The sequence below is a fragment of the Saccharothrix sp. BKS2 genome, from assembly GCF_047689505.1.
GTDB lineage: Bacteria > Actinomycetota > Actinomycetes > Mycobacteriales > Pseudonocardiaceae > Actinosynnema > Actinosynnema lopnurensis.
On record NZ_JAUQOL010000008.1, the window covers coordinates 220,448 to 246,038 of the forward strand.

General features: G+C 73.3%; 24 protein-coding genes. 11 read left to right on the plus strand and 13 right to left on the minus strand.

What is annotated here, in order from left to right:
* Window positions 1-84: 84 nt before the first annotated feature.
* Window positions 85-1,404 (plus strand): M14 family metallopeptidase, encoded by a 1,320-nt coding sequence (locus Q5530_RS18910; RefSeq protein ID WP_415363929.1) that lies wholly within the window; start codon window positions 85-87, stop codon window positions 1,402-1,404.
* On the opposite strand, the gene Q5530_RS18915 is transcribed toward Q5530_RS18910, so the two are convergent.
* Together Q5530_RS18915 and Q5530_RS18920 are read right to left on the minus strand one after the other, a co-directional pair.
* A complete protein-coding gene (locus tag Q5530_RS18915) occupies window positions 1,385-2,515 on the minus strand; it encodes an aminotransferase class V-fold PLP-dependent enzyme (protein ID WP_415363930.1) in 1,131 nt (376 codons plus the stop codon). The genes Q5530_RS18910 and Q5530_RS18915 overlap by 20 nt on opposite strands.
* Window positions 2,516-2,534: 19 nt before the next feature.
* Window positions 2,535-4,079, minus strand: coding sequence for an ABC transporter substrate-binding protein (locus Q5530_RS18920; RefSeq protein ID WP_415363932.1), 1,545 nt, complete (start codon window positions 4,077-4,079; stop codon window positions 2,535-2,537).
* Between the two features lie 29 nt (window positions 4,080-4,108).
* Here Q5530_RS18920 and Q5530_RS18925 point away from each other — a divergent pair, with 29 nt between their 5' ends.
* On the plus strand, window positions 4,109-4,924 hold the full coding sequence (locus Q5530_RS18925) for a carbon-nitrogen hydrolase family protein (RefSeq protein WP_415363933.1): 816 nt from the start codon (window positions 4,109-4,111) through the stop codon (window positions 4,922-4,924).
* Window positions 4,925-5,031: 107 nt separating this feature from the next.
* Entirely contained in the window at window positions 5,032-5,412 is a 381-nt protein-coding gene (locus Q5530_RS18930; protein WP_415363934.1) for a PRC-barrel domain-containing protein, read from the plus strand.
* An 89-nt stretch (window positions 5,413-5,501) separates the two neighbouring features.
* On the opposite strand, the gene nadC is transcribed toward Q5530_RS18930, so the two are convergent.
* Genes nadC through nadA form a run of 3 tightly spaced genes read right to left on the minus strand, consistent with a single transcriptional unit; the run spans window position 5,502 to window position 8,997 of the window.
* On the minus strand, window positions 5,502-6,365 hold the full coding sequence (gene nadC / locus Q5530_RS18935) for a carboxylating nicotinate-nucleotide diphosphorylase (RefSeq protein WP_415363936.1): 864 nt from the start codon (window positions 6,363-6,365) through the stop codon (window positions 5,502-5,504).
* Complete coding sequence (locus Q5530_RS18940; RefSeq protein WP_415363937.1) at window positions 6,362-7,981, minus strand: L-aspartate oxidase; 1,620 nt, start codon at window positions 7,979-7,981, stop codon at window positions 6,362-6,364. Before Q5530_RS18940 ends, nadC begins: the two co-directional genes overlap by 4 nt.
* The gene (nadA, locus tag Q5530_RS18945) at window positions 7,978-8,997 is read right to left on the minus strand and encodes a quinolinate synthase NadA (protein WP_415363939.1); all 1,020 of its coding nucleotides are present in this window, start codon (window positions 8,995-8,997) and stop codon (window positions 7,978-7,980) included. The genes Q5530_RS18940 and nadA overlap by 4 nt, the downstream gene beginning before the upstream one ends.
* Before the next feature lie 60 nt (window positions 8,998-9,057).
* On the opposite strand from nadA, the gene Q5530_RS18950 reads away from it, so the two are divergent.
* The 5 genes from Q5530_RS18950 to Q5530_RS18970 all read left to right on the plus strand — a co-directional run bounded on the left by Q5530_RS18950 (window position 9,058) and on the right by Q5530_RS18970 (window position 13,435).
* Window positions 9,058-9,747 (plus strand): NUDIX hydrolase, encoded by a 690-nt coding sequence (locus Q5530_RS18950; RefSeq protein WP_415363941.1) that lies wholly within the window; start codon window positions 9,058-9,060, stop codon window positions 9,745-9,747.
* Window positions 9,744-10,418, plus strand: a complete 675-nt coding sequence (locus tag Q5530_RS18955) for an LON peptidase substrate-binding domain-containing protein (protein WP_380633866.1) — start codon at window positions 9,744-9,746, stop codon at window positions 10,416-10,418. The genes Q5530_RS18950 and Q5530_RS18955 overlap by 4 nt, the downstream gene beginning before the upstream one ends.
* 46 nt (window positions 10,419-10,464) lie before the next feature.
* Window positions 10,465-11,181, plus strand: a complete 717-nt coding sequence (locus Q5530_RS18960) for a type I 3-dehydroquinate dehydratase (protein ID WP_415363943.1) — start codon at window positions 10,465-10,467, stop codon at window positions 11,179-11,181.
* Between the two features lie 242 nt (window positions 11,182-11,423).
* On the plus strand, window positions 11,424-12,677 hold the full coding sequence (locus Q5530_RS18965) for an MFS transporter (protein ID WP_415363945.1): 1,254 nt from the start codon (window positions 11,424-11,426) through the stop codon (window positions 12,675-12,677).
* On the plus strand, window positions 12,674-13,435 hold the full coding sequence (locus Q5530_RS18970; protein ID WP_415363947.1) for a putative hydro-lyase: 762 nt from the start codon (window positions 12,674-12,676) through the stop codon (window positions 13,433-13,435). Before Q5530_RS18965 ends, Q5530_RS18970 begins: the two co-directional genes overlap by 4 nt.
* On the opposite strand, the gene Q5530_RS18975 is transcribed toward Q5530_RS18970, so the two are convergent.
* The 4 genes from Q5530_RS18975 to bioD form a co-directional block, all read right to left on the minus strand.
* The gene (locus Q5530_RS18975) at window positions 13,432-14,028 is read right to left on the minus strand and encodes a DUF2567 domain-containing protein (protein ID WP_380633862.1); all 597 of its coding nucleotides are present in this window, start codon (window positions 14,026-14,028) and stop codon (window positions 13,432-13,434) included. The two genes, Q5530_RS18970 and Q5530_RS18975, sit on opposite strands and share 4 nt — an antisense overlap.
* A 148-nt stretch (window positions 14,029-14,176) precedes the next feature.
* Window positions 14,177-14,362, minus strand: a complete 186-nt coding sequence (locus Q5530_RS18980; protein ID WP_380633860.1) for a hypothetical protein — start codon at window positions 14,360-14,362, stop codon at window positions 14,177-14,179.
* Window positions 14,359-15,375: a biotin synthase BioB gene (bioB, locus tag Q5530_RS18985; RefSeq protein WP_415363949.1), complete on the minus strand. Its 1,017-nt coding sequence runs from the start codon at window positions 15,373-15,375 to the stop codon at window positions 14,359-14,361. The genes Q5530_RS18980 and bioB overlap by 4 nt, the downstream gene beginning before the upstream one ends.
* Before the next feature lie 97 nt (window positions 15,376-15,472).
* On the minus strand, window positions 15,473-16,189 hold the full coding sequence (gene bioD, locus Q5530_RS18990; RefSeq protein WP_415363951.1) for a dethiobiotin synthase: 717 nt from the start codon (window positions 16,187-16,189) through the stop codon (window positions 15,473-15,475).
* 60 nt (window positions 16,190-16,249) lie between these two features.
* On the opposite strand from bioD, the gene Q5530_RS18995 reads away from it, so the two are divergent.
* On the plus strand, window positions 16,250-16,495 hold the full coding sequence (locus Q5530_RS18995) for a glutaredoxin family protein (protein ID WP_380633856.1): 246 nt from the start codon (window positions 16,250-16,252) through the stop codon (window positions 16,493-16,495).
* 1 nt (window position 16,496) lies between these two features.
* A complete protein-coding gene (locus Q5530_RS19000) occupies window positions 16,497-17,162 on the plus strand; it encodes a hypothetical protein (protein ID WP_415363952.1) in 666 nt (221 codons plus the stop codon).
* Here Q5530_RS19000 and Q5530_RS19005 read toward each other — a convergent pair.
* The 3 genes from Q5530_RS19005 to dnaE all read right to left on the minus strand — a co-directional run bounded on the left by Q5530_RS19005 (window position 17,142) and on the right by dnaE (window position 23,264).
* Window positions 17,142-18,425 carry an adenosylmethionine--8-amino-7-oxononanoate transaminase gene (locus tag Q5530_RS19005; protein WP_415363953.1) on the minus strand — a complete coding sequence of 428 codons (1,284 nt, stop codon included), beginning with the start codon at window positions 18,423-18,425 and terminating at the stop codon, window positions 17,142-17,144. The genes Q5530_RS19000 and Q5530_RS19005 overlap by 21 nt on opposite strands.
* Complete coding sequence (locus Q5530_RS19010; RefSeq protein WP_415363954.1) at window positions 18,412-19,647, minus strand: cytochrome P450 family protein; 1,236 nt, start codon at window positions 19,645-19,647, stop codon at window positions 18,412-18,414. The genes Q5530_RS19005 and Q5530_RS19010 overlap by 14 nt, the downstream gene beginning before the upstream one ends.
* An 86-nt stretch (window positions 19,648-19,733) precedes the next feature.
* Window positions 19,734-23,264 carry a DNA polymerase III subunit alpha gene (gene dnaE / locus Q5530_RS19015; protein ID WP_415363955.1) on the minus strand — a complete coding sequence of 1,177 codons (3,531 nt, stop codon included), beginning with the start codon at window positions 23,262-23,264 and terminating at the stop codon, window positions 19,734-19,736.
* A gap of 148 nt (window positions 23,265-23,412) precedes the next feature.
* Here dnaE and Q5530_RS19020 point away from each other — a divergent pair, with 148 nt between their 5' ends.
* On the plus strand, window positions 23,413-24,321 hold the full coding sequence (locus tag Q5530_RS19020) for an AsnC family protein (RefSeq protein ID WP_415363957.1): 909 nt from the start codon (window positions 23,413-23,415) through the stop codon (window positions 24,319-24,321).
* On the opposite strand, the gene Q5530_RS19025 is transcribed toward Q5530_RS19020, so the two are convergent.
* Window positions 24,318-25,571: a multidrug effflux MFS transporter gene (locus Q5530_RS19025; RefSeq protein WP_415363958.1), complete on the minus strand. Its 1,254-nt coding sequence runs from the start codon at window positions 25,569-25,571 to the stop codon at window positions 24,318-24,320. The two genes, Q5530_RS19020 and Q5530_RS19025, sit on opposite strands and share 4 nt — an antisense overlap.
* Window positions 25,572-25,591 lie beyond the last annotated feature (20 nt).

Sequence of the window (25,591 nt, forward strand, 5' to 3'; positions counted from 1 at the left end):
AACGGGGGCTACCTCGATCCGTGATCGAAGGGCAACGCTGCGTGGGCACATCTCCGTCGCAACCCTGCCCATGATGGAGGCTCCATGTTCACCAAGCGGCGCGGCCTCGTGGCCGCCGCGCTGGTCGCGAGCGCAACCCTGGTGCTCCCCCTGCACACCGGGTCCGCGCAGCCGGCGACGGCCCAGGCACCCCAGCGCACCGTCTTCGAGGTCACCGCGACCACGCCGGAGGCCCGCACGAAGATCGCCCGGACCGGGGTCGACGTGCTCGGTCAAACCGGCGACAAGCTCACCGTCATCGCCGAACCACGCCAGCACCTGCTGCTGCGCGCCACCGGGTTGCCCCTGAACAACCTCGGTGACGCGGACGCCCAGCTCGCGGACCTGGGCAAGGCGGACTTCACCGACCCGACCGGCGAGGTCGGCGCGCAGGACTTCCCGTCCGGCTACACCGGCTACCACAACTTCGCGGAGATGACCGCCGAGCTGAACCAGGCCGTGGCGGACCACCCGAACCTGGTCTCGCTGCGCAGCATCGGCAAGTCCTACCAGGGCCGCGACCTGTGGGCGGTCAAGATCAGCGACAACCCCTCGGTCGACGAGTCCGAGCCCGAGGCGCTGTTCACCTGCAACCAGCACGCCCGCGAGCACCTGACCGTGGAGATGTGCCTGCACATCATCAAGCGGTACACGGACAACTACGCGTCCAACTCGGCCATCAAGAGCACGGTCGACAGCCGGGAGATCTGGGTCATCCCCAGCGTCAACCCGGACGGCGCGGAGTACGACATCGCGACCGGCTCGTTCCGGGCGTGGCGCAAGAACCGGCAGCCGAACTCGACCGCCACCGGCACCGACCCCAACCGCAACTGGGGCCACCAGTGGGGCTGCTGCGGCGGCTCCAGCGGCAGCGGGTCCAGCGACACCTACCGCGGCACGGCGGCGTTCTCGGCGCCGGAGGTCGCCCGGGTCCGCGACTTCACCAACAGCCGAGTGGTCGGCGGTGTGCAGCAGATCAAGTCGCACATCGACTGGCACACGTTCTCGGAGCTGATCCTCTGGCCGTACGGCTACACCTACAACGACACCGCGGCCGGCCTCGACGCCACCCAGGCCAACGTGTTCCAGACCATGGGCCGGCGGATGGCCTCGCTGAACGGGTACACCCCGCAGCAGGCCAGCGACCTCTACATCACCGACGGCTCGGTGGACGACTGGATGTGGGCCGCCCACAAGATCTGGAGCTACACCTTCGAGATGTACCCGAGGTCGGCCAGCGGCACGAGCGGCTTCTACCCGCGCGACACCCTGATCGCCGCCCAGACCTCGCGCAACGACACCGCGGTCCAGCTGCTGCTGGACTACACCGACTGCGTCCCGCGCATCACCGGGCGCACCTGCTGACGGCCGCCAGGGCCTGATCCAGCTCGGCGGGCTCGACGAAGTAGTGCGGCGACGCCCGCACCACCTCGTCGAGCCCGCGTCGGCCCATGTCCAGCAGCGTGGACGACGCGCCGCTGGTGCTCACCACCACGCCCTCGGCGGCCAGCCGGTCCCGCACCTCCTGCGGCGCGACCCCCGCCACGGTGAACGTGACGATGCCGGACCGCCGCACGCCCACGTCGTGCACCGCCACCCCGGGCAGCGCGGCCAGCCCCTCCCGCAGCCTCCCGGCGCGCTCGGCCACCTCCCGCTCGATTCCGTCCAGCCCCCGGGCCAGCGCGTGCCGGGCCGCCGCGATGAGGCCCAGCCGGTCGGCCACGCTCGACTCCCAGATCTCGTAGACCCGCGCGTCCCGCCGCAGCCGCACCTCGCGCGGCCCCACCCACTCGGCGCCGTGCAGGTCCACCAGCCGCGGCCGGAGGCGGTCGGCCGCCGCGCGCCGCACCACCAGCACGCCGGTGCCGCGGGGGCCCCGCAGCCACTTGCGGCCGGTGCCGGAGATCAGGTCCGCGCCCAGCTCGTCGGCCCGCACGGGCAGCTGGCCGATCGACTGGCACGCGTCCAGCAGCACCAGCGCGCCCACCCGGTGCGCCGCCTCGACCACCTCGCGCACCGGGTTGACCAGGCCGCTGTTGGTGGGCGCGTGCACCAGGGACACCAGCTTGACCCGCTCGTCGAGCGCCTCCTCCAGCGCCTCCAGGTCGAGCTGGCCGCTCGCGTCGGACGGCACCGCGTCGACCTCGTACCCGGCCTCGCGGGCGCGGTGCAGGATCGGGATCGCGGTGCCCGCGTACTCGGCCTCGCTGATCAGCACCCGGTCGCCGGGGCCGAGCGGCACCGCGTCGAACGCGGCCAGCCACGACCGGGTGGCGCTGTCGGTGAAGGCGATCTCGTCGGGTTCGGCGCCCAGCAGCTCCGCCAGCACGCCGTACCCCGCGGCCAGGTCGTCCGCGCGTTCCCGGGCGGCCGCGTACCCGCCGATCTCGGCTTCCCGCCGCAGGTGCCCGACGACCTCGTCCAGCACCTCCCGCGGGGGCAGCGACGAACCGGCCGAGTCGAGGAAAGCGATCACGTGCGGTCCTCCGGGTGGGCTAGCGGGGCGTCCATTTCTCCAGGTTCCACCACGGCCCCCACGACAGCGCGCCGCGCGTGTAGGGGTCCACGACCTCCTGGTAACCGTTCCAGTTCTCGCGCACCACGTACGTGTGCTGCACCGAGGCCAGCACGACCATGCCCGGCGCGGCCACGTACGCCCGCTGGAGCTGCTTGTACGCCGCCGCCCGCTGGGCCGGGTCCAGCAGCGACCGCCCGGCGTCCAGGGCCGCGTCCACCTGCGGGTTCGCGTAGCCCCACGGGTTGCCGGTGTGCAGCCGCTGGTGCACGGCCAGGTCGGGGTCGAACGGGCTGCCGCCGCCGTGCAGCAGGGCGTCCGCGCCGAGCCGGGCCGGGATGGCGTCCCAGCCCAGGCCGGCCAGCTGCACCTCCACGCCGACCGCCTTGGCGTCCGCGGCGAACCCGGTGGCCAGGTCGGCGCGCACCACGTCGCCGATCGGGTACATGAGCGTGAACCGGGCGGGCACGCCGTCGCGCGCGCGCACGCCGTCCGGGCCGCGCAACCAGCCCGCCTGGTCGAGCAGCAGCTCGGCCTGGGCCCGGTCGTGGGTGAACTCGGCGGCGGTCTCGACGAACTCCGGCAGCGCGGCGGGCACCGGCGTGCTCTCCGGGGCGCCCTTGCCGCCGAGCAGGTTGTCCACCAGGCCCTTGCGGTTGACCGCGTGGTTGAGCGCCATCCGGATGGCGCCGTCGCCGGTCACCGGGCCCGCGGGCATGGTCACCGCGCGCAGGTCGGCGCTGCGGTGGGTGAGCACGCGCATCCCGTTGGCGTTGCCGAACGCGGCGGCCAGCCGGGGCGGCAGCTCGGTGCCGTCGAACTCGCCCGCCTGCATCCGCTGGGCGCGCGTGTTGTCGTCCGGCACGAACACCACGGTCAGCTTGCGGATCTCCGGCTCGCCGCCGAAGTGGGCGGCGTTGGCCTCCAGCACCATCCGGTCGCCCCTGGCCCACTCGACCAGCCGGTAGGGGCCGGTGCCGACCGGGGTGACGTCCGCCAGCGGCACGCCCAGGGCCTCGCTGGGCAGGATGCCGAGCACCAGCAGGTGGGGGAACGCCGCCCGGGGCCGCGCGAGGGTGAACCGGACGGTGTCCGCGTCCAGCTGCTCCACGCCGGTCAGCCCGTCGTAGGCGGCGCGCTCGGTCGAACCGGCCGCCGGGTCCAGCAGCGCCCGGTAGGTGGCCACCACGTCCTCGGGCCCGAAGGTCGTGCCGTCGGTGAACGCGACGTCCCGCCGCAGCTGGACGGTCCAGCTCAGGCCGTCGGCGGCGGGGGTCGGCGGCTCGGCGGCCAGCCGGGGCCCCACGGAGCCGTCCGCGCGGTGCTCGACCAGGCCGTCGTAGATCTTGGACACGCCCTCGCGGCCGTAGCCGAGCAGCGGGTTCAGCGTGGTCGGCTCGACCGCGTCGGCCAGCACGAGCGCGCTGCCGTCCGGGGTGCCCGCCGCGCTCGGTGTGGTGTCGCCCGTGCACCCCGCGGCGGCGAGGAGGGCGGCGACGACGAGCGTGGGCAGGAGGGGGCGCACGGAACCCGACACTACCTAGAGTGGGAGGTATGCGCGTCGCCCTGTGCCAGATCACCTCCTCCGCCGACCCGGCGGCCAACCTCGACCTGGTGCGCGTCGAGACCGCGCGCGCCGCCGAGCGGGGCGCGGGGGTGGTGGTGTTCCCGGAGGCCGCCATGTGCCGGTTCGGCGTGCCGCTCGGCCCGGTGGCCGAGCCGCTGGACGGGCCGTGGGCCGGCGCGGTGCGCGGCATCGCCGAGGAGCACGGCGTGGTCGTCGTGGCGGGCATGTTCACCCCGGCGCCGGACGGCCGGGTGGCCAACACCCTGCTGGTCACCGGCGGCGGCCACCACTCGGGGTACGACAAGATCCACCTGTTCGACGCGTTCGGCTTCGCCGAGTCGCGCACCGTCGCGCCCGGCGCCCAGCCGGTGGTCTTCGCCGTGGACGGCATCGTGTTCGGCCTGGCCACCTGCTACGACGTGCGGTTCCCCGAGCTGTTCCGGTCCCTGGCCGACCGGGGCGCGACGGCCGTGCTGCTGTGCGCGTCGTGGGGCGCCGGTCCGGGCAAGCGGGAGCAGTGGGAGCTGCTGGTCCGCGCCCGCGCGCTGGACTGCACGTCGTGGGTCCTGGCGTGCGGCCAGGCCGAACCCCCGGCGGGTCCCGAGGGGGCTGGCGACGGGGGCGCGCCGACCGGCGACGGGGGCGCGCCGACCGGCATCGGGTTCAGCACGGTGGCCTCGCCGCTGGGCGCGGTGGTCGAGCAACTGGGCGCGGAGCCCGGGATGGTCCTGGTCGACGTGGACGCGGGCAGCGTCGAGCAGGCGCGCCGCACCCTGCCGGTGCTGGTGAACCGCAGGCTCTGACCCTTCCGGGGGAGGCTCATCACCCGTGCGGGTGGCCCACGGCGAACCGCGCGAGCAGGCCGGGAAGCCCTCTGTCGCAGGTCCACGACAGCGAAGGGAACCCGGCCATGAGCGACCAGGCCGAAGTCGACCGCCTGTACGAGTGCGAGGTCATCGACGAGCGCGGCGAGCGGATCGGCGCGGTGAAGCAGATCTGGCTCGACGACCGCGACGGGCGGCCCGTGTGGGCGTCGGTGCACACCGGCCTGCTCGGGCTCAGGGAGACGTTCGTCCCGATCCGGGACGCGACCGTGGGCACCGGCACCATCACCGTGCCCCTGGCCAAGCGGACGGTGCGGGGCGCGCCGCGGATCGACGTCTCCGACCAGCACATGTCGCGGGAGCAGCAGGACGAGCTGTGCGCGTACTACGACCTGACCCCCGACCCGCGCGGCGGGGACCACGACCGGCTGGAGCGGCCCGCGACCGACGACCCCGGCCGGTACTGACGCGGGCCGGTCCTGACGCGGGCCGGTACTGACCTCGACCGGCCAGGCCCGACCGCGCCCGCACCCCCACGGGCACGGGCGCGGTCGCGTCACCGCAGGTCCAGCCCCAGGTCGAGGGCCGGCGCCGAGTGCGTCAGCCCACCCACGGCGAGGTAGTCCACCCCCGTCCCGGCGTAGGCGCGGGCCACGTCCAGGGTCAGCCCGCCGGACGCCTCCAGCCGCACCCCGCCCGCGCGCCGCACGGCCTCGGCGCAGTCGGCCACGGTGAAGTTGTCCAGCAGCACCAGCTCCGCGCCCTCCGCCACCGCCTCGTCCAACTGCGCCAGCGAGTCCACCTCGACCTCGCACGACAACCGCGGCGCGTGCGCGCGCACGGCGGCCATCGCCGCGCGCACCGACCCGGCCGCCCGCACGTGGTTGTCCTTGATCAGCACCGCGTCGCCGAGGCCCAGCCGGTGGTTGACGCCGCCGCCGCACCGCACCGCGTACTTCTCCAGCAGCCGCAACCCGGGCAGGGTCTTGCGGGAGTCCCGGATCGCCGCCTTCGTGCCCGCGACCTCCGCCACCCACGCGGCGGTCAGCGTGGCGATCCCGGACAGGTGGCACACCAGGTTCAGCGCGGTGCGCTCGGCGGTGAGCAGCCCGCGCACCGGACCCCGCAGCACCAGCACGGGCTCACCGGGCACGGCCTTGTCGCCATCGGTCCGCTGCTCGAGCACCTCCACCTCGGTGACCTGCCGGAACACCTCCAGCGCCACGGGCAGGCCGGCGAGCACGCCCGCCGCGCGGGGCGTCACCTCCGCCACCGCCACCGCGTCGGCGGGCACGGTCGCCTCGGTCGTGGCGTCGGGCCCGTACCGCAGGTCCTCCGCCAGCGCCGCGGCGATCACCCGGCGCACGTCGTCCGGGTCGAGCCCGGGAACCGGTCCCGCGAGCGGGTTGTCCACCGTCATGCCACTCCTCTCGCCGCCGCCACCGGGTCGGCCAGCACGGGCTGACCCGAGGGGTTGAGCCGGACCACCTGGCTGCGCGCGCCCCGCGCGTCGTCCCGCGCCGGGAAGTCGGTGCGCACGTGGCAGCCGCGCGACTCCTCGCGCTCGGCCGCCGCCGCGATCAGCGCCCGCGCCGCCACCGTCAGCGCCGCGTCCTCCACCAGCTCCCGCGTGCCCAGCACGCGGTCCGCGGTGGACAGGTCGAGCACCGAGCCGACCACCGCCAGTCCCTCGGCGTCGCGGCCGATCGCCGCGTACCGGGACATCACCCGTTGCAGCGAGTCCCGGTCCGCCACCGGCGCGACCGGGAGTTCGGCGGTGCCGGAGCAGCGCGCCAGCACGCCCATCGCCAGGTCCGCCGCGACCGCCGCGGCCGCCCTCGTGCCGACCACCAGGCCCTCCAGCAGGCTGTTGGACGCCAACCGGTTCGCGCCGTGCAGCCCGGTCCGCGCCACCTCGCCCGCCGCGTACAGACCGGTCACCCCGGTGCGGCCGTCCACGTCGGACACCACGCCGCCGCACGCGAAGTGCGCCGCGGGCGCCACCGGGATCGGCTCGCGCGCCGGGTCGACGCCGGCCGCCGCGCACGCCGCCCGCACGGTCGGGAACCGCTCCGCGAACCCCGGGACGCCGGTGGCGTCGAGGAACACGTGGTCGTCCACGCCGCCGGGAGCGCCCGCCAGGTGCCGGGTGATCGCCGCCGCGACGACGTCGCGGGGCGCCAGGTCCTCCAGCGGGTGCACGCCGCGCATGACCCGCGCGCCGGTCGCGTCGACCAGCACCGCGCCCTCGCCGCGCACCGCCTCGGTGACCAGCGGGCACCGGCCGCGCGCGCCGCGCCCGGTGTAGAGCACGGTCGGGTGGAACTGCACGAACTCCACGTCGGCCGCCACCGCGCCCGCACGCAGCGCCAGCGCCAGCCCGTCGCCGGTCGCCACCTCCGGGTTGGAGGTGGCCTGGTAGAGCTGGCCCAGGCCGCCGCTGGCCAGCAGCACCGCGGGGGCGGTCAGCACACCGGGCACGCCGTTGCCGTCCAGCACCAGCAGCCCGCACACCTGCCCCAGCGGCGTGCGCACCGCGTCCACCGCGACGTGGTCCTCCAGCACGGGCACCAGCCCGTCCGAGGCCGCGGTCAGCAGGGCCCGCTCGACCTCCGCGCCGGTCGCGTCGCCGCCCGCGTGCACCACGCGGAACGCCGAGTGCCCGCCCTCCCGCGTGCGCGCCAGCCGGCCGTCGGGCGCGGCGTCGAACACCGCGCCGCGCTCGCGCAGCCGGGTCACCGCCGCGGGCCCGCCCGCGATGATCGCCCGCACCGCGTCCTCGTCGCACAGGCCCGCGCCCGCCACGAGGGTGTCGCGCACGTGCGCGTCCACCGAGTCGTCCTCGTCGTGCTCGCCCGGCAGCACCACCGCGACGCCGCCCTGGGCCCACCGGGTGTTGCCGTCCGAACCGGACGCCTTGGTCACCACCAGGACCCGCAGCCCCAGCTCACGCGCGCGCAGCGCCGCCGTCAGCCCGGCCACCCCGGTGCCCACCACGACCAGGTCGGCGCGGGCCTCCCACAGGACGCCGGTCATTCGCCGCCGCCGGGCTTCCCGATCTCGATCATGCGCTGCACGGCCCCGCGGGCGCGCTCCGCCGTACCCGGGTCCACGTGCACCTCGTCGCGGTTCTCGCGCAGCGAGCGCAGCAGGGCCGCGGGCGTGATCATCTTCATGTACCGGCACGACGCCCGGTCGTTGACCGCCCGGAAGTCGATCTCCGGCGCGGCGCGCCGCAGCTGGTGCAGCATCCCGATCTCGGTCGCCACGAGCACGGACTTCGCGCTGGTGCGCCGGGCGGCGGTGATCATGTCGCCGGTCGAGAGGATCTTCACCTTGTCCGCGGGCACGGCGCCCTCGCCCGCGAGGTACAGCGCGGAGGTCGCGCAGCCGCACTCGGGGTGGATGAACAGGTCGGCGTCGGGGTTCGCCGCCGCCCGCTCGGCCAGCTCGGGGCCGTTGATGCCCGCGTGCACGTGGCACTCGCCCGCCCAGATGCGCAGGTTGTCCCGGCCGGTCTCGCGCTTGACGTGCGCGCCGAGGAACTGGTCCGGCAGGAACAGCACCTCCCGGTCGGCCGGGATCGAGGCCACCACGTCCACCGCGTTCGACGAGGTGCAGCAGATGTCGGTCTCCGCCTTCACCTCCGCGGTGGTGTTCACGTAGGACACCACCACGGCGCCGGGGTGCTCGGCCTTCCAGGCGCGCAGCTGCTCGCCGGTGATCGAGTCGGCCAGCGAGCAGCCCGCGCGCTCGTCCGGGATCAGCACGGTCTTGTGCGGGGCCAGGATCTTGGCGGTCTCCGCCATGAAGTGCACGCCGCAGAACACGATGGTGGACGCGTCGCTCGCGGCCGCGATGCGGCTGAGGGCCAGCGAGTCACCGGTGTGGTGGGCGATGTCCTGGATCTCGGGCAGCTGGTAGTTGTGCGCGAGGATGACCGCGTCCCGCCGGCGCGCCAGCTCCAGCACCTCGTCCCGCCAGTCGGCGTCGGGCGCGATGCCGTCGTAAGCGCCGTCCGAGGCCCGCTCCACGTAGGCGGTAGCGACCATGCTTCCTCCTTGAGCCAGTTTTCGCCTATCGGTCGAAAACAGGGTCGATAGTATCACCGGGTGGGTCTCGCGGGACATGAGGTGGTGGCCGCAGTGCTCCAGGTGAGAGCCGGGTCACTCCAGGTCATGCTGTGGCAGCGCGGTCGGGAACCGCACGCTCACCGCTGGTCACTGCCCGGCGGCGGCCTCGGCGACGACGAGGACGTGGAGACCTCCATCCGGCGGCAGCTGGCGGAGAAGGTCGACGTGCGGCAGCTGTCCCACGTCGAGCAGCTGGCCGCGTTCAGCAACCCGGCCCGCGTGCCCGGCGCGCGCGTCATCGCCACCGCGTTCCTCGGCCTGGTGCCCTCGCACATCGACCCCGTGGTGCCCCCGGACACCTGCTGGCACCCGGTCGACGCCCTGCCGCCCACGGCGTTCGACCACGAGGCCATCTGCGCCCGCGCCCGCAACCGGCTGGCCGCCAAGCTCTCCTACACCAACCTCGGCTTCGCCCTGGCGCCACCGGAGTTCACCATCTCGGCGCTGCGCTCGCTGTACTCGGCGGCGCTGGGCTACAAGGTCTCGGCGACGAACCTGCAACGCGTGCTGTCCCGCCGCGGTCTCCTGGAACCCACCGGGGCCACCGCTCCCCCCGGTCCGGCGGGCGGGCGGCCCGCGGCGCTGTTCCGCTTCGTCTCGGGCGAAATGCGGGTCACCGACCCGTTCGCCGTGCTGCGGCCACCCTCCACACGTAACTTGGGACCGTGACCACGACGCTCCCCCTGTTCCCGCTGGGCACCGTGCTGCTGCCCGGGGCGTCCCTGCCGCTGCACGTGTTCGAGCCCAGGTACCGCCAGCTGACCGTCGACCTGGTGAGCGGGGCGGTGCCGGAGCGCACGTTCGGCGTGGTGTCGATCAAGCAGGGGTGGGAGGTCGGCGAGGGGGACGCGGCGGCGCTGCACCCGGTCGGTTGCACCGCCGTGCTCCAGGACGCGCAGCGGCTGCCCGACGGGCGCTTCGACCTGACCACCAAGGGGGGCAGGCGGTTCCGCCTGCTGGAGGTGGACGAGGACAGCGCGCCGTACCTGGTCGGCTCGGTCGAGTGGCTGCCGGACTCCCCGCACCCGCCCGAGGTCGAACCGCTGCTGCCGCTGCTGGCCGAGAGCGCGCGGGCCGCCCACGGCCGCTACCGCGAGGTCACCAGCACGGCCCTGCGCCTGCCCGCCGCGGACACCACCGTCGAGGACCTGGCCTACGCCCTGGCCGGCGAGTGCCTGCTCACCCTCGAAGACCGCCTGGCGCTGCTGGAGGAGACCTCGCCGGCCCGCCGGCTGCGCCTGGTGCGCCGGATCCTGCACCGCGAGGCGGGCATCATCACCGCGCTGAACGCCGTGCCCGCGCCGCTGTCCGAGCTGGGGCACCTGCCCCACCGCAACTGAGCCGGTAGGATCCCAGCCCGCACCGGAACCAGGCGGGGGACTGCGGATGAACACCTTGCGGGCGCTGATCGACACCGGTGTCCCCCTCGTCGCGGTCAGCTTCGACGACCGGGGCGGGGAGCGGGCGGCCGAGGAGGCGCGGGCCGCGCGGGTGGACGTGGCCGAGATCCGCGTCGACCGCTTCGGGGACACCGGCACGGACCACGTCCTGCGCCAGGTCGCGGCGTTCCGGGGACTGCCCGCGCTGGCCACGATCCGCTCCCGGGCCGAGGGCGGGTTCTGGCAGGGGTCCGAGCAGGAGCGCCTGGACCTCTTCCGGGCGCTCACGCCGCACGTGGACGCGGTGGACGTCGAGCTGTCGTCGCGCGCGGTCCTGGCCGACGTGCTCGCCACCGCCCGCGAGCACGACGTGCTGTCGGTGGTCTCCTTCCACGACTTCGACCGGACGCCGCCCCTCGACGACCTGCGGGCCACGGTCCGCGACGCCCGGGAGGCGGGCGCGGACCTCGTCAAGATCTCGACCATGGCGCGCTCGCGGGACGACCTCAGGCGGTTGGCCACCGTGCTGCTGGAGGGCGACGACCTGATCGTCATCGGCATGGGCGAGGTCGGCACCGCGTCCCGGATCTTCTTCCCGGCGCTGGGCTCCAAGATCACCTACACGTTCCTGGGCGCGGCGCCCACGTCGGGCCAGCTCGACTTCGAGGAGACGGTCCGCCTCATGCGCCGCTTCCACCCGGACTTCGGTCGGCGCGAGGGCTGAGTTCCGCCCGGGGACGCCCGCTCGCGCTCGCCTCCCCTCGCCCCGCCCTCGCCCCCGCAGCCGGCACCGCCCCGGCCCGCCGCGACAGCCGGCACCCCCACCACACCCCGGCGTCACCCACTGCGCCGCACGGGTGACTTCAGCGTCCCTTCGTTGACTCGTTCGATTGCCCTCTAGTCGGATTGTTCAACAATCCCCTACCGTGTGCTCCACGGCACAACCGACCGTCGCGAGGTGACGCCATGAGTACCCGGACCACACCCACCACCAGCCCCTTCGCCTGGTTCCACAGCCTGGGCGCCAAGGGCAAGCGCGCGTTCGCGGGCGCGTTCGGCGGCTTCGGCCTCGACGCCTACGACTTCCAGGTCCTGCCCCTGAGCCTGTTCGCCATCACCGCCTACTTCGGCATCAGCCAGGCCCAGGCGGGCCTGCTCAACACCGTCACCCTGGTCGTCTCGGCGCTCGGCGGGGCGATCGCGGGCGTCCTGGCCGACCGCATCGGCCGGGTCCGGACCCTCATGATCACCGTCATCACCTACGCCGTGTTCACCGTGGCCTGCGGCTTCGCCACCAGCTACGAGATGCTGATGGTGTTCCGCGCCCTCCAGGGCCTGGGCTTCGGCGGCGAGTGGGCGGCGGGCGCGATCCTGGTCGCCGAGTACTGCAAACCCCAGTACCGGGGCCGCACGGTCGCGTTCATCCAGAGCTCGTGGGCGGTCGGCTGGGGCCTGAGCGTCGTCGTCTACACGGTCGTCTTCAGCTTCCTGCCGCCGGACACGGCCTGGCGGGTGCTGTTCTGGACCGGCGCCATCCCCGCCGTGCTGATCTTCTACGTCCGCCGCAACGTCGAGGACGCGCCGGCCGTCGAGGAGAAGCGCGCGGCCAGCACCCGCAAGGGCAGCTTCAAGGCGATCTTCCGGGGTCCGCTGGGGCACACCACCTTCTTCGCCTCCGTCCTCGCCACCGGCGTCCAGGGCGGCTACTACACCCTGGCCAGCTGGGTCCCGACCTACCTCAGGACCGAGCGGGACCTCAGCGTCGTCAACACCGGCGGGTACCTGGCACTGCTGATCAGCGGCGCGTTCGCCGGCTACGTCACCGGCGGCTACCTGACCGACCGGCTCGGCCGCAAGCGCACCTTCACCCTGTTCGCCGCCCTGAGCGCCGTGCTGATCGTGCTGTTCACCCAGATCCCCGACGGCGCCAACGGCCTCCTGCTCCTGGTCACCTTCCCGCTGGGCTTCGCCACCTCGGCCATCTTCAGCGGCTTCGGCTCGTTCCTCGCCGAGCTCTACCCGACCGACCTGCGCGGCACCGGCCAGGGCTTCACCTACAACTTCGGCCGGGCGGGGGGCGCGCTGTTCCCCACGGCCGTCGGCTTCCTCGCGGCCGGCATGGGCGTCGGTGGCGCGATGATCTTCGGCGCGATCGCCTACGGCATCGCCGTCCTGGCCCTGCTGGGCCTCCCCGAGACGAAGGGCGTCGAGCTCCGATGACTCCGGGCACCCCCGCCGACGTGCGCGCGGCGCACACCGGTCCGACCGCCGGCCTCGCCGACGGCTACGCGCAGGCGAACCTGATCGCCGTCCCCCGCGACTGGGCCTACGAGGTGCTGCTGTTCACCCAGCGCAACCCCAAGCCGTGCCCGGTCCTGGACGTCACCGACGAGGGCGGCACGACCACGCCCCTCGCGCCCGGCGCCGACCTCCGGCGCGACGTCCCGCGCTACCGCGTCTGGGAGCACGGCGAACTCGTCGCCGAACCCACCGACGCCACCGCCCACTGGCGCGAGGACCTGGTGGCCTTCCTCATCGGATGCAGCTTCAGCTTCGAGTCGGCCCTGAGGGAGGCGGGCGTCCCCCTCCGCCACGTGGAGCAGGGCCGCAACGTGCCCATGTACGTCACCGACGTCCAGTGCCGCCCGGCGGGCCGCCTGCACGGGCCGGTGGTGGTGTCGATGCGCTACGTCCCCGAGGACCTGGTCACCGTCGCCACCGGGGTCACCGCCCGGATGCCGGCGGTCCACGGCGCCCCGGTCCACGTCGGCGACCCGGCCGCCCTGGGCATCCGCGACCTGGACCGGCCGGACTTCGGCGACGCCGCCGACCCCCGGCCCGGCGACGTGCCGGTGTTCTGGGCCTGCGGCGTGACCCCGCAGGCGGCGGTGGTGGCGTCGAGACCGCCGTTCGCCATCACCCACGCCCCGGGCCACATGTTCGTCACCGACGTGCCCGACACGGCCTACGTGCTCTAGCCGAGCCGACGCCCCAGGTCGTCCAACCCGTTCCACGCGGCCAGGCAGCCGTACGCCAGCGCCGTGCCCAAGGGCCACGCCAGCAAGCCCCACGACGTCTCCAGCACCGGGGCCAGGGCGATCAGGTCACCCACCGCGGGCGCGGCGTCCAGGGCGTACCGGCTGCCCGCCGTGCCGAGCCCGGTCCGCTGCGCCAGGTAGGCGGCGACCACCGAACCCAGGGTCGCCGCCACCATCACGACGGGTCCCCGCCGCTCCCGCAGCATCCACACGGCGATCCCGGTCAGCAGGCCCACGCCGAGCCCCATCAGCACGAACAGCATCAGCCCGTCGAGCCGGTGGTAGCTCTCGCCGGTCACCGGGACCAGCGAGGCGTCCGCCTGGACCACCACGTTCTGCGGCGGCGCGAGCAGGGCCCACAGCCACCCGACCGGCAGGCCGACCAGGGAGATCGCGGACAGCACCGAGAAACCGGGCAGCAGGTCGCGCTTCACCACGACCCGGGGCCGCTGCACCACGTAGTAGTACTCGTACGCGGGCGGGGGCGGCACCCGAACCGGTTCAGCCCGCTCGCCCACCGGTTGCTCAGCCACCCGCAAACCTCCCGCACCCCGATCCGACGCAGGCAGGTTACCGCGCGCCCCGGACCGGTCCGAACGTGGAACTCGGGGGTCCTGAACGTTGAACTCGGGGGTCCTGAACGTACGACACGGTGGTCCTGAGCGTACGACTCGCGAGGGTCTAGGGGGAGGTCAGGTGGCCGTGGCGGCTGCACGAGGCGGTCCAGCCGGCGGGGGTCACCTGCACCACCATGCGCCGGGCGCACTCCGCGCAGAAGCGCGGCGGGTCGATGACACCCAGGCGGGAGGCGCAGGCGGTGTGGTCGGTCCCGTCCGCCGGCTTGCCGCAGTAGCCGCAGTAGGTCACAGCGTCTTGCTCAATTCCTTGATCGGCATGGCCAGCTCGCCCAGCATGTCCAGGTCGTCCTGCGCGGGCCGGCCCAGGTTGGTCAGGTAGTTGCCGACGATGATCGCGTTGATCCCGCCCAGCATCCCCTGCTTCGCGCCCAGGTCGCCGAAGGTCAGCTCGCGGCCGCCGGCGAAGCGCAGGATGGTGCGCGGCAGCGCCAGGCGGAACGCGCCGACGGTGCGCAGCGCCTCGGGGCCCTCGACCACCGGGTAGTTCTCGTAGGGCGTCCCGGGGTTGGGGATGAGGAAGTTCAGCGGCACCTCGTCCGGGTCGAGCGACGCCAGCTGCGCCGCGAACTCGGCCCGCTGCTCCAGCGTCTCGCCCATGCCGATGATCCCGCCGCAGCAGACCTCCATGCCGGCCTCGCCGACCATGCGCAGCGTGTCCCACCGCTCCTCCCAGGAGTGGGTGGTCACCACGGACGGGAAGTGCGAGCGCGCCGTCTCCAGGTTGTGGTTGTAGCGGTGGACGCCCATCCCCACCAGCTCGTCCACCTGCTCCTGGGTCAGCATCCCCAGCGAGCACGCGATCTGGATGTCGTTGCCGTCCTCGCGGATGGCCTTGATGCCGTCGCGGACCTGGGACAGCAGCCGCTTGTCGGGGCCGCGCACCGCCGCCACGATGCAGAACTCCGTCGCGCCGGTCTCCGCGGTCTGCCGCGCCGCGCGCACGAGGCCCGGGATGTCGAGCCAGGCCGACCGGACCGGCGAGGGGAACTGGCCGGACTGCGAGCAGAAGTGGCAGTCCTCGGGGCAGCCGCCGGTCTTGAGCGACACGATGCCCTCGACCTCGACCTCCGGCCCGCACCAGCGCAGGCGCACCGCGTGGGCCAGCTCCAGCAGCTCGGGGATCCGCTCGTCGGGCAGCCGGAGGACCTGGAGCACCTGCTCCTCGGACAGGCCGACGCCCCGCTCCAGCACCTGCTCGCGCGCGGTGCCCAGCACATCGACCTGCTCAGGGGCTGCGGTCACGTCATCTCCTCAGACGAACGACGGCGGTGGTCCGCCGGTCAGTGTGCCGCACCGGACCCGCCCGGACCGAGCGACGTGCATCACTACGGGCGGAGCCTCAGCACGGGTGCGGAGCGGCGAACTTCTCGGGGTCGAAGGTGCCCCCGAACCAGGGCGACAGGCCCTCCCGCGCCACCTCCAGGAACTCGTCGCGGCCCAGCAGCCCGGCCCCGTCCGGCAGCGCGCCGAGCAGCGGCGCGCCGGCCGCCTCGGGCAGGTCGACCAGGTTGGTGCGGCACGCCAGGTCGGGGTCGGCGGGCCACCGCCCCACCACCACGCCCACCGACTCCAGCCCGCGCCGCACCAGCGCCTCCGCCGTCAGCGCCGTGGTGTTCAGCGTGCCCAGCCCGGGGTGGGCCACCACCAGCACCGGCGCGTTCAGCGCCCAGGCGGCGTCGGCGACCGTGGTCCCGCTGTCGTCGAACCGCACCAGCAGCCCGCCGGCGCCCTCCACCAGCACCAGGTCGTGGGACGAGGCCAGCTCCACCGCCGCCGCGGCCACGTCCCGGGGGCTCACGGTCGGCATCCCGGCCCGGCGCGCGGCCGTGGCGGGCGCCAGCGGCTCGGGGTAGCGCCGCAGCTCCCGGGTCGTGACCGGGCCCGCGAGCCGGACCACCTCGGCCAGGTCGCCGGGCGCGCCGTCGGGGATGCCGGTCTGGGCGGGCTTGAGCACGGCCACGCGCCGGCCGTCGGCCGCGGCCAGCGCCGCGACGCCGGCGACCACCACGGTCTTACCGACTTCGGTGCCTGTGCCCGTGATGACGAGGACGCTCACGGCCACTCACCCTAGGACTGCACGGAGCGTTGCCGGCCACCGCGTTCTACAGTCACCGGCATGGGTGAGATCGTCCTCTACAGCGCGAACTGGTGCGGTGACTGCCGCCGGGCTAAGGCATGGCTGCGGGAGCACGAAGTCCCGTTCACCGAGGTGGACGTGGAGCACGACGACGCGGCCCGCGACCGGGCCGTCGAGATCGCGGGCGGCCGCAGGAACATCCCGGTCCTGGTACTGCCGGACGGCCGGGTCCTGGTCGAGCCGACCAACACCGAACTGGCCGACGCCCTCGCGCCGGGGGCCTGACGTGGGCGGGGGGAAGCGCGGGCAGCGGCCGGTCCCGCCCGGGGGTGGGACCGGCTCGACCACGCGGACCAGGGCGCCGCGGGCCGGGGCCGCCCGGTCCGCGGCGGCGCAGGCGTCGGCCCAGGCGGCGGCGCGGAAGAACTGGTTCAACCGCCAGTCCGGCCTGGCCCAGACGGGCGTGGTGCTCGGCGGCATCGCGCTGGCCGTCGCCGGCCACTTCTTCCTCTGGTACGAGCTGATCCCCGCCATCGGCGCCCTGGTGGGCCGCGTGCCGGTCGTCTCGACCGTCACGGGCTGGCTGTTCGCCGGCGGCGCGTTCGCGGCCTGGGGCGTCGTGGCGATCAACGAGGACACCGCCCGCCCGGCCACGGTCAAGCGGCTCAAGACCACCGCCTGGAGCTGGACCGCGGTGGCCCTGCTCTGCATCCCGGTCGGCCGCGCCCAGACCGTCGTCCTGCCGACCGACTACTGGGCGGGCGTCTTCGCGGGCGCGTACGGGATCATCGCCACCCCGCTGGCGATCGGCGTGGTCGCCCTGCTCTGGTGGCTGTTCGTCACCAAGCTGGCCGGTCGCAAGGGGGAGCCGACCAAGCCGCAGATCGGCTGGATCTGCGTGGCCTACGCGACGCTGCTGCTCGTCTGGGGCTCAACCCTGCTGCGCACCTGACGCCCCCGCGGCCGCCACCACCGCCCCGCAGATCGCGGCCACGTCCTCGTCGGTGCTGACGAACGGCGGCATCGTGTAGATCAGGTCCCGGAACGGCCGCAGCCAGACCCCGCGCTCCACCGCGGCGGCCGTGGCGGCGGCCACGTCGACGGGGTGGTCCAGCTGGACCACCCCGATCGCGCCCAGCACCCGCACGTCCCGCACCCCCGGCGCCCCGGTCGCCGGGGCCAGCCCGCCGCGCAGCCCCGCCGAGATCCGCGCGACCTCGGCACGCCAGTCCTGGCCCAGCAGCAGGTCGACCGACGCCGACGCGACCGCCGCGGCCAGCGGGTTGCCCATGAACGTGGGCCCGTGCGCGAGCACCGGCACCTCGCCCCGAGAGATCCCCTCCGCCACCCGCTCCGTGCACAGCGTGGCGGCCATCGACAGGTAACCGCCGGTCAGCGCCTTGCCCACGCACATGATGTCGGGGCTGACGCCCGCGTGGTCGGCGGCGAACAGCTCGCCGGTCCGCCCGAACCCGGTGGCGACCTCGTCGAAGACCAGCAGCACGTCGTGGGCCAGCGTCAGCTCGCGCAGCACGTGCAGGTAGCGCGGGTCGTGGAAGCGCATCCCGCCCGCGCCCTGGACCACGGGCTCCACCACGACCGCGGCCAGCTCCCCCGCGTGGGCCTCGACCAGGTCGGCCAGCTCCTGCACGTAGGAGGTCTCCAGCTCCGCCGGGGGAGCCGAGGCGAACACCTGCTCCGGCAGCACCCCGCGCCACAGCGCGTGCATCCCGCCCTCCGGGTCGCACACGGACATCGGCTGGAAGGTGTCCCCGTGGTAGCCGCCGCGCCAGGTCAGCAGCCGCCGCTTCGCCGGCCGCCCCCGCGAGCGCCAGTACTGGAGCGCCATCTTCACCGCGACCTCGACCGACACCGAGCCGGAGTCGCACAGGAACACGTGCCGCAGCGGCTCGGGCGTGATCTCGACCAGCCGCGCGCACAGGGCCACCGCGGGCTCGTGCGTGAGGCCGCCGAACATCACGTGGCTCATCCGGCCGAGCTGGTCGCGCACGGCCGCGTCGAGCACCGGGTGCCCGTAGCCGTGGATGGCGGCCCACCACGACGACATGCCGTCGACCAGCTCGCGCCCGTCGTCGAGCCGGAGCCGGACGCCCGAGGCCGAGGTCACCACCAGCGGCTCCCGGTCGCCCGGCATCGGCCCGTACGGGTGCCAGACGTGCTCCCGGTCCAGCTTCAGCAGCTCATCGCGGTCCACGGGGCGTGAGGTTAACCGGCAGCGAGACCAACCCGCGGATCAGCGTCCCCGGCCGCCACGGCAGCGCGTCCAGCCGCTCCGCAGGCGTCACGTCGAACCGCTCCAGCAGCGCCCCGACCGCGATCTCGCCCTCCAGCCGGGCCAGCGGCGCGCCCAGGCAGAAGTGGAGGCCGTGCCCGAACGCCAGGTGCCCGCCCGTCGGCCGGGTGATGTCGAACCGGTCGGCGTCGGGGAACTTCGCGCTGTCGCGGTTGCCGGCCAGCAGCGACACCAGCACCAGGCTGTCCGCCGGGATCACCACGTCGCCGAGCTCGACGTCCTCGGTGGTGTAGCGGAACGTGGCCTGGTTGACCGGGCTCTCGTAGCGCAGGAACTCCTCCACCGCGCCGGGCAGCAGCGACCGGTCGTCGCGCAGCTTCGCCAGCTGCTCCGGGTGGCGCAGCAGGTGGAAGACGCCGTTGGCGATGAGGTTGACCGTCGTCTCGTGGCCGGCGACCAGGAGCAGGAACGCCATGGCGATCAGCTCGCCCTGGTCGAGCCGGTCGCCGTCCTCGCTGGCGTGCACCAGCGCGGAGAAGAAGTCCTCGCCCGGGGTGGCGCGCTTGTGCTCGACCAGTTCGAACAGGTAGCCGGCCATCGCCTTGCCCGCCGCCTCGATGTCCGCGGGCTCCGAGCCGCCGACCAGGACGTTGGACCAGGCGCGGAAGTCCTCGCGCGCCTCCATCGGCACGTCGAGCATCTCGCAGATGACCGTGATCGGCAGCGGGAACGCCAGCGCGTCCACCAGGTCGAGCGGCCCCCGCCCGGCCGCCTCCTCCGCCTCGTCGAGCAACCGGTCGGTGATCTCCTGGACGCGTGGTCGCAGCTGCTCGACCCGCCGGGCGGTGAACGCCTTGGTGACGAGCTTGCGCAGCCGCGTGTGGTCCGGCGGGTCCACGTTGAGCATGTGCCGGGTCAGCGACTCCGCGAACACCCCCGCCTCGACGGGACGCGTCTGGGACAGCTCCATCACCCGCGGGAAGCCCTCGTAGTGCTTCTTGAAGCGCGGGTCGGCGAGCGCGGCCCGCGCCTCCTCGTACCGGGTGACGAGCCAGGCCCGGGAGCCGCGGGGCAGCACCACCTCGGTCGCGGCCCGCTGCTCGCGCAGCCGGGCGTGGTAGGCGTGCGGGTCGGCGAAGTACTCCTCGCCCAGCACGTCCAGACCGTCCAACTTCTCCCCCATCGAGGACCCCTTCGTATGAGTTAACCCTGTTAACTCAAACGATCCGAGGCACCCTCTTGTCCCCGCCCGGCCCGGTTCTCACCCGATCAGCCCAAGCAGCCGGGACCCAGCAATGCCTTCAAATCGCCCATCAGGGAAGGAGTCGGGCTGACCCGCAGCGCGTCGTCCAGCTTCAGCAGCGTGTTGCGGCTGCTGTTGATGACGAGGTTGAGGTGCACCTCGGTGGTCCCGGGGTGCGCCCGCAGGACCTCCTTGAGCGAGGTCACCAGCTTCGGGTCGCACCGCGACGCCGAGACCTTCAGCTTCAGCGCCTGGGACCCCAGCTCCGACAGGTCCGGCACGACCAGGTCGTTGGCGATCAGCGAGATGCGGTCCTCCCGCTTCGCCACCCGCGCCTTGACCAGCACGATCGCGTCCTCCGCGACCGACATGCCGTGCACCACGTAGCTCTTGGGGAAGAACAGCACCTCGATGCCACCGGCCAGGTCCTCCAGCTGCGCCGAGGCCCACGGCTCGCCGTTCTTGTTCACCCGGCGGGTGACCGAGGCGAGGATGCCGCCCAGGGTGACCTGCGTGCCGTCGGGCACGTCGCCCTCCAGGATGCGCGCGATCGAGGCGTCCGAATAGGACTCCAGCACCTGCTCCACGCCCCGCAGCGGGTGGCCGGACACGTACAGGCCCAGCATCTCCCGCTCCAGGGTCAGCTGGTGCTTGGACTCCCAGTGCTCGTCGGGGATGCGCACGTCGAACACGCCGACGCCGTCGTCACCCCCGCCGTCCCCGAACAGGTCGAACTGCCCGCGGGCCTCCTCCTTCTTCGTCAGCATGACCGCGTCGACCGCCTCCACGTGGACCATGTGCAGGCCCTTGCGCGGGTGGCCGAGCGAGTCGAAGGCGCCCGCCTTGATCAGCGATTCCACGACCTTCTTGTTGCAGACCGTGGCGTCGACCTTGCGCAGGAAGTCCGAGAAGTCGGTGAACCGGCCCTTCTCCTTGCGCGCCTTGGTGATCGCGTCGACCACGTTCGCGCCGACGTTGCGGATCGCGCCCAGGCCGAACCGGATGTCGTCGCCGACCGCGACGAACTCGCGCTCGGACTCGTTGACGTCCGGCGGCAGCACGGTGATGCCCATGCGCCGGCACTCGGCGAGGTAGATCGCCGACTTGTCCTTGTTGTCCGAGTTCGTGGTGAGCAGGGCGGCCATGTACTCGCCCGGGTAGTTCGCCTTGAGGTAGGCGGTCCAGTACGCGATCAGGCCGTACGCGGCGGAGTGCGCCTTGTTGAACGCGTAGTCCGCGAACGGGACCAGGATGTCCCACAGCGTCTTGATGGCCTCCGGCGAGTAGCCGTTGTCCAGCATCCCCTTCTCGAAGCCGGTGAACTCCTTGTCGAGGATCTCCTTCTTCTTCTTGCCCATCGCGCGGCGCAGCAGGTCCGCCTGGGCCAGCGTGTAGCCCGCGACCTTCCGCGCGATCGCCATGACCTGCTCCTGGTACACGATCAGGCCGTAGGTCGTGTTCAGGATGTCGGACAGGGGCTCTTCGAGCTCCTGGTGGATCGGCACGATCTCCTGCTGCCGGTTCTTGCGCAGCGCGTAGTTCGTGTGCGAGTTCGCGCCCATCGGGCCCGGCCGGTACAGGGCGATGACGGCGGAGACGTCCTCGAAGTTGTCCGGGCGCATCAGCCGCAGCAGGTCGCGCAGCGCGCCGCCGTCGAGCTGGAACACGCCCAGGGTGTCGCCGCGGCCGAGCAGGTCGTAGGCCCTCTTGTCGTCCAGCGGGACGGTCGTGATGTCGACGTCGCCCTTGCCGTTGAGCGCGATGTTCTTCAGCGCGTCGTCGATCGTGGTCAGGTTGCTCAGGCCCAGGAAGTCCATCTTCAGCAGGCCGAGCGTCTCGCAGGTCGGGTAGTCGAACTGCGTGATGATCGAGCCGTCCTGGGGCCGCTTCCAGACCGGGATGTGGTCCATCAGCGGCTCGGCGGACATGATCACCGCGCAGGCGTGCACGCCCGCGTTGCGGATCAGGCCCTCCAGGCCGCGGCCGGTGTCGATGATCTCCTTGACCTGCGGGTCCGTCTGGTAGAGCGCGCGGACCTCGGACGCCTCGGCGTACCGCTTGTGCTGCGGGTCGAAGACGCCCGACAGCGGGATGTCCTTGCCCATCACGGCGGGCGGCATGGCCTTGGAGATGCGGTCGGCCACCGCGTAGCCCGGCTGCCCGTAGAGCACGCGGGCGGAGTCCTTGATCGCCGCCTTCGCCTTGATGGTGCCGAAGGTGATCACCTGGGCGACCTTGTCGACGCCCCACTTCTCGGTGACGTACCGGATCACGTCGCCGCGCCGGCGCTCGTCGAAGTCGATGTCGATGTCGGGCGGGCTGACGCGGTCCGGGTTGAGGAACCGCTCGAAGATCAGGCCGTGGGCCAGCGGGTCGAGGTCGGTGATGCCCATCGCGTAGGCGATCAGCGCGCCCGCGGCCGACCCGCGGCCGGGGCCGACCCGGATGCCGTTGGCCTTGGCCCAGTTGATGAAGTCGGCGACCACCAGGAAGTAGGACGGGAAGCCCATCTGGAGGATGACGTCGATCTCGAACTCCACCTGCCTGGTGTGGACCTCGTCCACCCCGCCGGGGAAGCGCCGGCGCATCCCCTCCCAGACCTCGTCGCGGAAGTAGTCGGCCTCGGTCTTGCCCTCCGGGACCGGGTAGCGCGGCATGAGGTTCTGGAAGGTGAACATGTCGGTCGGGTCGACCTTCTCGGCCACCAGCAGGGTGTTGCGGCACCCCTCCTGCCAGGCGTCGGAGGGGTCGATCGCGCGCATCTCCTCGGGCGACTTCAGGTAGTAGCCCGTGCCGTCGAACTTGAACCGGTTCGGGTCCTGGAGCGTCTTGCCGGTCTGCACGCAGAGCAGCGCCTCGTGCGCCTCGCGGTCCTCGGCGTAGGTGTAGTGCGAGTCGTTGGTGACCACGAACGGGATGGCGAGCTTCCTCGCCACGTCCAGCAGGCCGTCGCGGACCCGGCGCTCGATGTCGATGCCGTGGTCCATCAGCTCGACGAAGAAGTTGTCCGCGCCGTAGATGTCGCGCCACTTGGCGGCGGCCTCCAGGGCCTCCCGCTCGTGGCCGAGCCGCAGCCGCGTCTGCACCTCGCCGGACGGGCAGCCGGTGGTCGCCATCAGGCCCGCCGAGTGCTCGGCGATCAGCTCGGCGTCCATCCGCGGCCACTTGCCCAGCTGGCCCTCGGTGGAGGCCAGGCTGGAGACCTTCATCAGGTTGTGCAGGCCCTCGCTGGTGCGGGCCCAGATGGTCTGGTGGGTGTACGCGCCGCTGGCGGAGACGTCGTCGGACTTCTGGCCGGGGTCGCCCCACAGCACGCGCTGCTTGTTGAAGCGGGAGTCCGGGGCCATGTACGCCTCGATGCCGATGACCGGCTTGACCCCGGCGGCGGTCGCCTGCCGGAAGAAGTCGTAGGCGCCGTACATGTTGCCGTGGTCGGTGATCGCGGCGGCGGGCATCCCCATCCGCTCGCACTCGGCGAACATGTCCTTCAGCTTCGCCGCGCCGTCGAGCATCGAGTACTCGGTGTGCACGTGCAGGTGCACGAACGAGTCAGCCACGCCAGAACCCCCTTGCGGACCCGCAGGAACCCGGGTGGCGGAACCCGCCGCGCCACCGCCCGTCGCACACTAGTCCGACCGTGTCCGCGCCCACCACTCGACAGGCCGATGGCGCGGGGGTCGTGGCAGGCGGGTAGCGTTCGGAGGTGTGGTAACGCCGGACCCAGTCGACGCACGTCTGCTCGCGCTGCTCGCCGAATCGGGCCGGGCGGCGGTCCACGAGCTGGCGGCGAAGCTGGGCATGGACCCCCGCGAGGCGGCGACCCGGTTGATCACCCTGTCCGGCAGCGGGCTGCCCCTGCTGGTCGGCGTGGAGTGCGACCCGAACGGCGTGCGCGCGGCCCTGGCCAACAGCGTGGCCTGGGGCAGCTACTCCGGTCCCGGCAACCCCGGGCAGTCCTCCGGCCCCACCCAGGTCCGCGGCACGCCCAGCGGCGCGTACCCGCGGCAGGGCTCGGTGCGCGGCACGCCGTCGGGCCCCTACCCGCCGTACACCCCCGCCCAGGGCCCGCCCAGCCAGCCGTTCCCGGCCCAGCCGCCGTCGGGGCCCGTCCCGCTCCCGGAGCCGATGAGCACCTGGGGCGTGCCCGGCACCTCCGGGTGGGCGCGGGGCGACCAGCAGGGCGCGCCGCGCTCCCGCACCGGCAAGATCGGCAGCGCCCTGGCGACCGAGGGCCTGGAGGGCGCCCGGTTCACCATCCAGCTGGTCGAGGTGGTCGACCCGGCAGACTTCCTGTTCACCGCGGCGGGCTACAAGCTCGCGCCCGGCGAGCGGGCCGTGGTCGTGCACACGGAGCTGGCCAACACCGGCAAGGTGCCGTTCAACGCGCTGCCGGACATGTACCTGGTGCTGATGACCAAGACCGGCGAGACGATCGCCAAGGCACCGGTGTCGCTGTCGTCGCGGCCGCCGCACAAGATCGGCGTGCAGCCGGGCGAGACGGCGGGCGGGCACACCGTCTACGTGCTGCCCGAGGAGACCGGGGTCTTCTCGGTCCGCTGGAGCGCCCGCCCCGAGCCCGACCTCAACACGCTGGTCTGGACGATCGACGACTAGCGCGCGGGCACCGCGGCCGACGCCTCACCGTCCCGCACCTCTTCTCCGCCCCGCGCCTCGCCGTCCCGGGTGATGCCCACGTCGCCCCTGGTCAGCACCGCGAACACGACGGTGGCCAGCACGGCGGAGGCACCCATCACGGTCACCATCGGCAGCAGGCTGGCCGATCCGCCCGCGCCCACCAGCGGCGCCATCAGCCCGCCGACCAGGAACGTGAGCACGCCCAGCACGGCCGAGGCGCTGCCCGCCGCCTCCGGGTGCCGCGACATGGCCAGCGTCGAGGCGTTCGGCATGAGCAGGCCGACGCCGATCGTGAGCACGAACAGCGGCGGCAGGAACGTGGCCAGCCCGCCGTCCAGCGCGGCGCCGACGACCAGCCCCACCCCGCCGACCGCGGCGCCCGCCAGGCCGGTCTTGAGCAGCGGGCGCGGCATGATCCGGCCGGTGAGCCTGGTGTTGAGCACGCCGGCCAGGAAGATGGCCACCGAGTTCGCCGCGAACACGTAGCTGAACTGCTGCGCGGTCAGCCCGAACACGTCCTGGAGCACGAACGAGGCGCCCGCGACGTAGGCGAACAGCGACCCCAGCGCCAGGGACGAGGCGAGCACGTAGCCGAGGAACTTCCGGTCCGCCAGCAGCCCGCCGAACACCCGGAGGGTCAGCAGGAGGTTCGCGGGCCGGCGCCGGTCCGGCGGCAGGGTCTCCGGCAGCGTGAGCGCGAGCAGGACCAGCAGCACCAGGCCGAGCAGCGCCAGCACCACGAACGTGCCGCGCCAGCTGGTGAACCGCAGCAGCTGGCCGCCCAGCACCGGGGCGAGCACCGGGCCCATCCCGTTGACCATCATCATCAGCGACATGAACCGGGCCATGGCCAGGCCCTCGAAGCGGTCGCGGGCGATCGCCGCGGCGACCACGAACCCGGCCGCCACGCCGAGGCCCTGGAGCAGCCGCAGGCCGGAGAACGCGAGCGCGCCCGGCGCCGCCGCGCAGACCAGCGACACGAGCACGTAGCCGCCGAGCCCGACCAGCAGCGGCCGGCGGCGGCCCCACGAGTCGGACAGCGGTCCGACCAGCAGCTGGCCCAGCGACAGGCCGATGATGAAGGTCGTCAGCGACAGCTGGACCTGGGACTCACCCGTGCCGAACTCCCGGGCCATGTCCGGGAACGCGGGCAGGTAGGTGTCGATCGAGAGCGGTCCCAGGCTGCACAGCGCGCCCAGCAGGGCGGCCAGGCGGGTCTTGTTGTCCATGTGTCCGTCCCCCGGTTTCT

Coding starts and splice junctions, on each gene's coding strand:
- Q5530_RS18910 (WP_415363929.1), top strand. CDS start 85: ATGTTCACCAAGCGGCGCGGCCTCGTGGCCGCCGCGCTGGTCGCGAGC.
- Q5530_RS18925 (WP_415363933.1), top strand. CDS start 4,109: ATGCGCGTCGCCCTGTGCCAGATCACCTCCTCCGCCGACCCGGCGGCC.
- Q5530_RS18930 (WP_415363934.1), top strand. CDS start 5,032: ATGAGCGACCAGGCCGAAGTCGACCGCCTGTACGAGTGCGAGGTCATC.
- nadC (WP_415363936.1), bottom strand. CDS start 6,365: ATGACGGTGGACAACCCGCTCGCGGGACCGGTTCCCGGGCTCGACCCG.
- Q5530_RS18940 (WP_415363937.1), bottom strand. CDS start 7,981: ATGACCGGCGTCCTGTGGGAGGCCCGCGCCGACCTGGTCGTGGTGGGC.
- nadA (WP_415363939.1), bottom strand. CDS start 8,997: ATGGTCGCTACCGCCTACGTGGAGCGGGCCTCGGACGGCGCTTACGAC.
- Q5530_RS18960 (WP_415363943.1), top strand. CDS start 10,465: ATGAACACCTTGCGGGCGCTGATCGACACCGGTGTCCCCCTCGTCGCG.
- Q5530_RS18965 (WP_415363945.1), top strand. CDS start 11,424: ATGAGTACCCGGACCACACCCACCACCAGCCCCTTCGCCTGGTTCCAC.
- Q5530_RS18970 (WP_415363947.1), top strand. CDS start 12,674: ATGACTCCGGGCACCCCCGCCGACGTGCGCGCGGCGCACACCGGTCCG.
- Q5530_RS18995 (WP_380633856.1), top strand. CDS start 16,250: ATGGGTGAGATCGTCCTCTACAGCGCGAACTGGTGCGGTGACTGCCGC.
- Q5530_RS19010 (WP_415363954.1), bottom strand. CDS start 19,647: ATGGGGGAGAAGTTGGACGGTCTGGACGTGCTGGGCGAGGAGTACTTC.
- Q5530_RS19025 (WP_415363958.1), bottom strand. CDS start 25,571: ATGGACAACAAGACCCGCCTGGCCGCCCTGCTGGGCGCGCTGTGCAGC.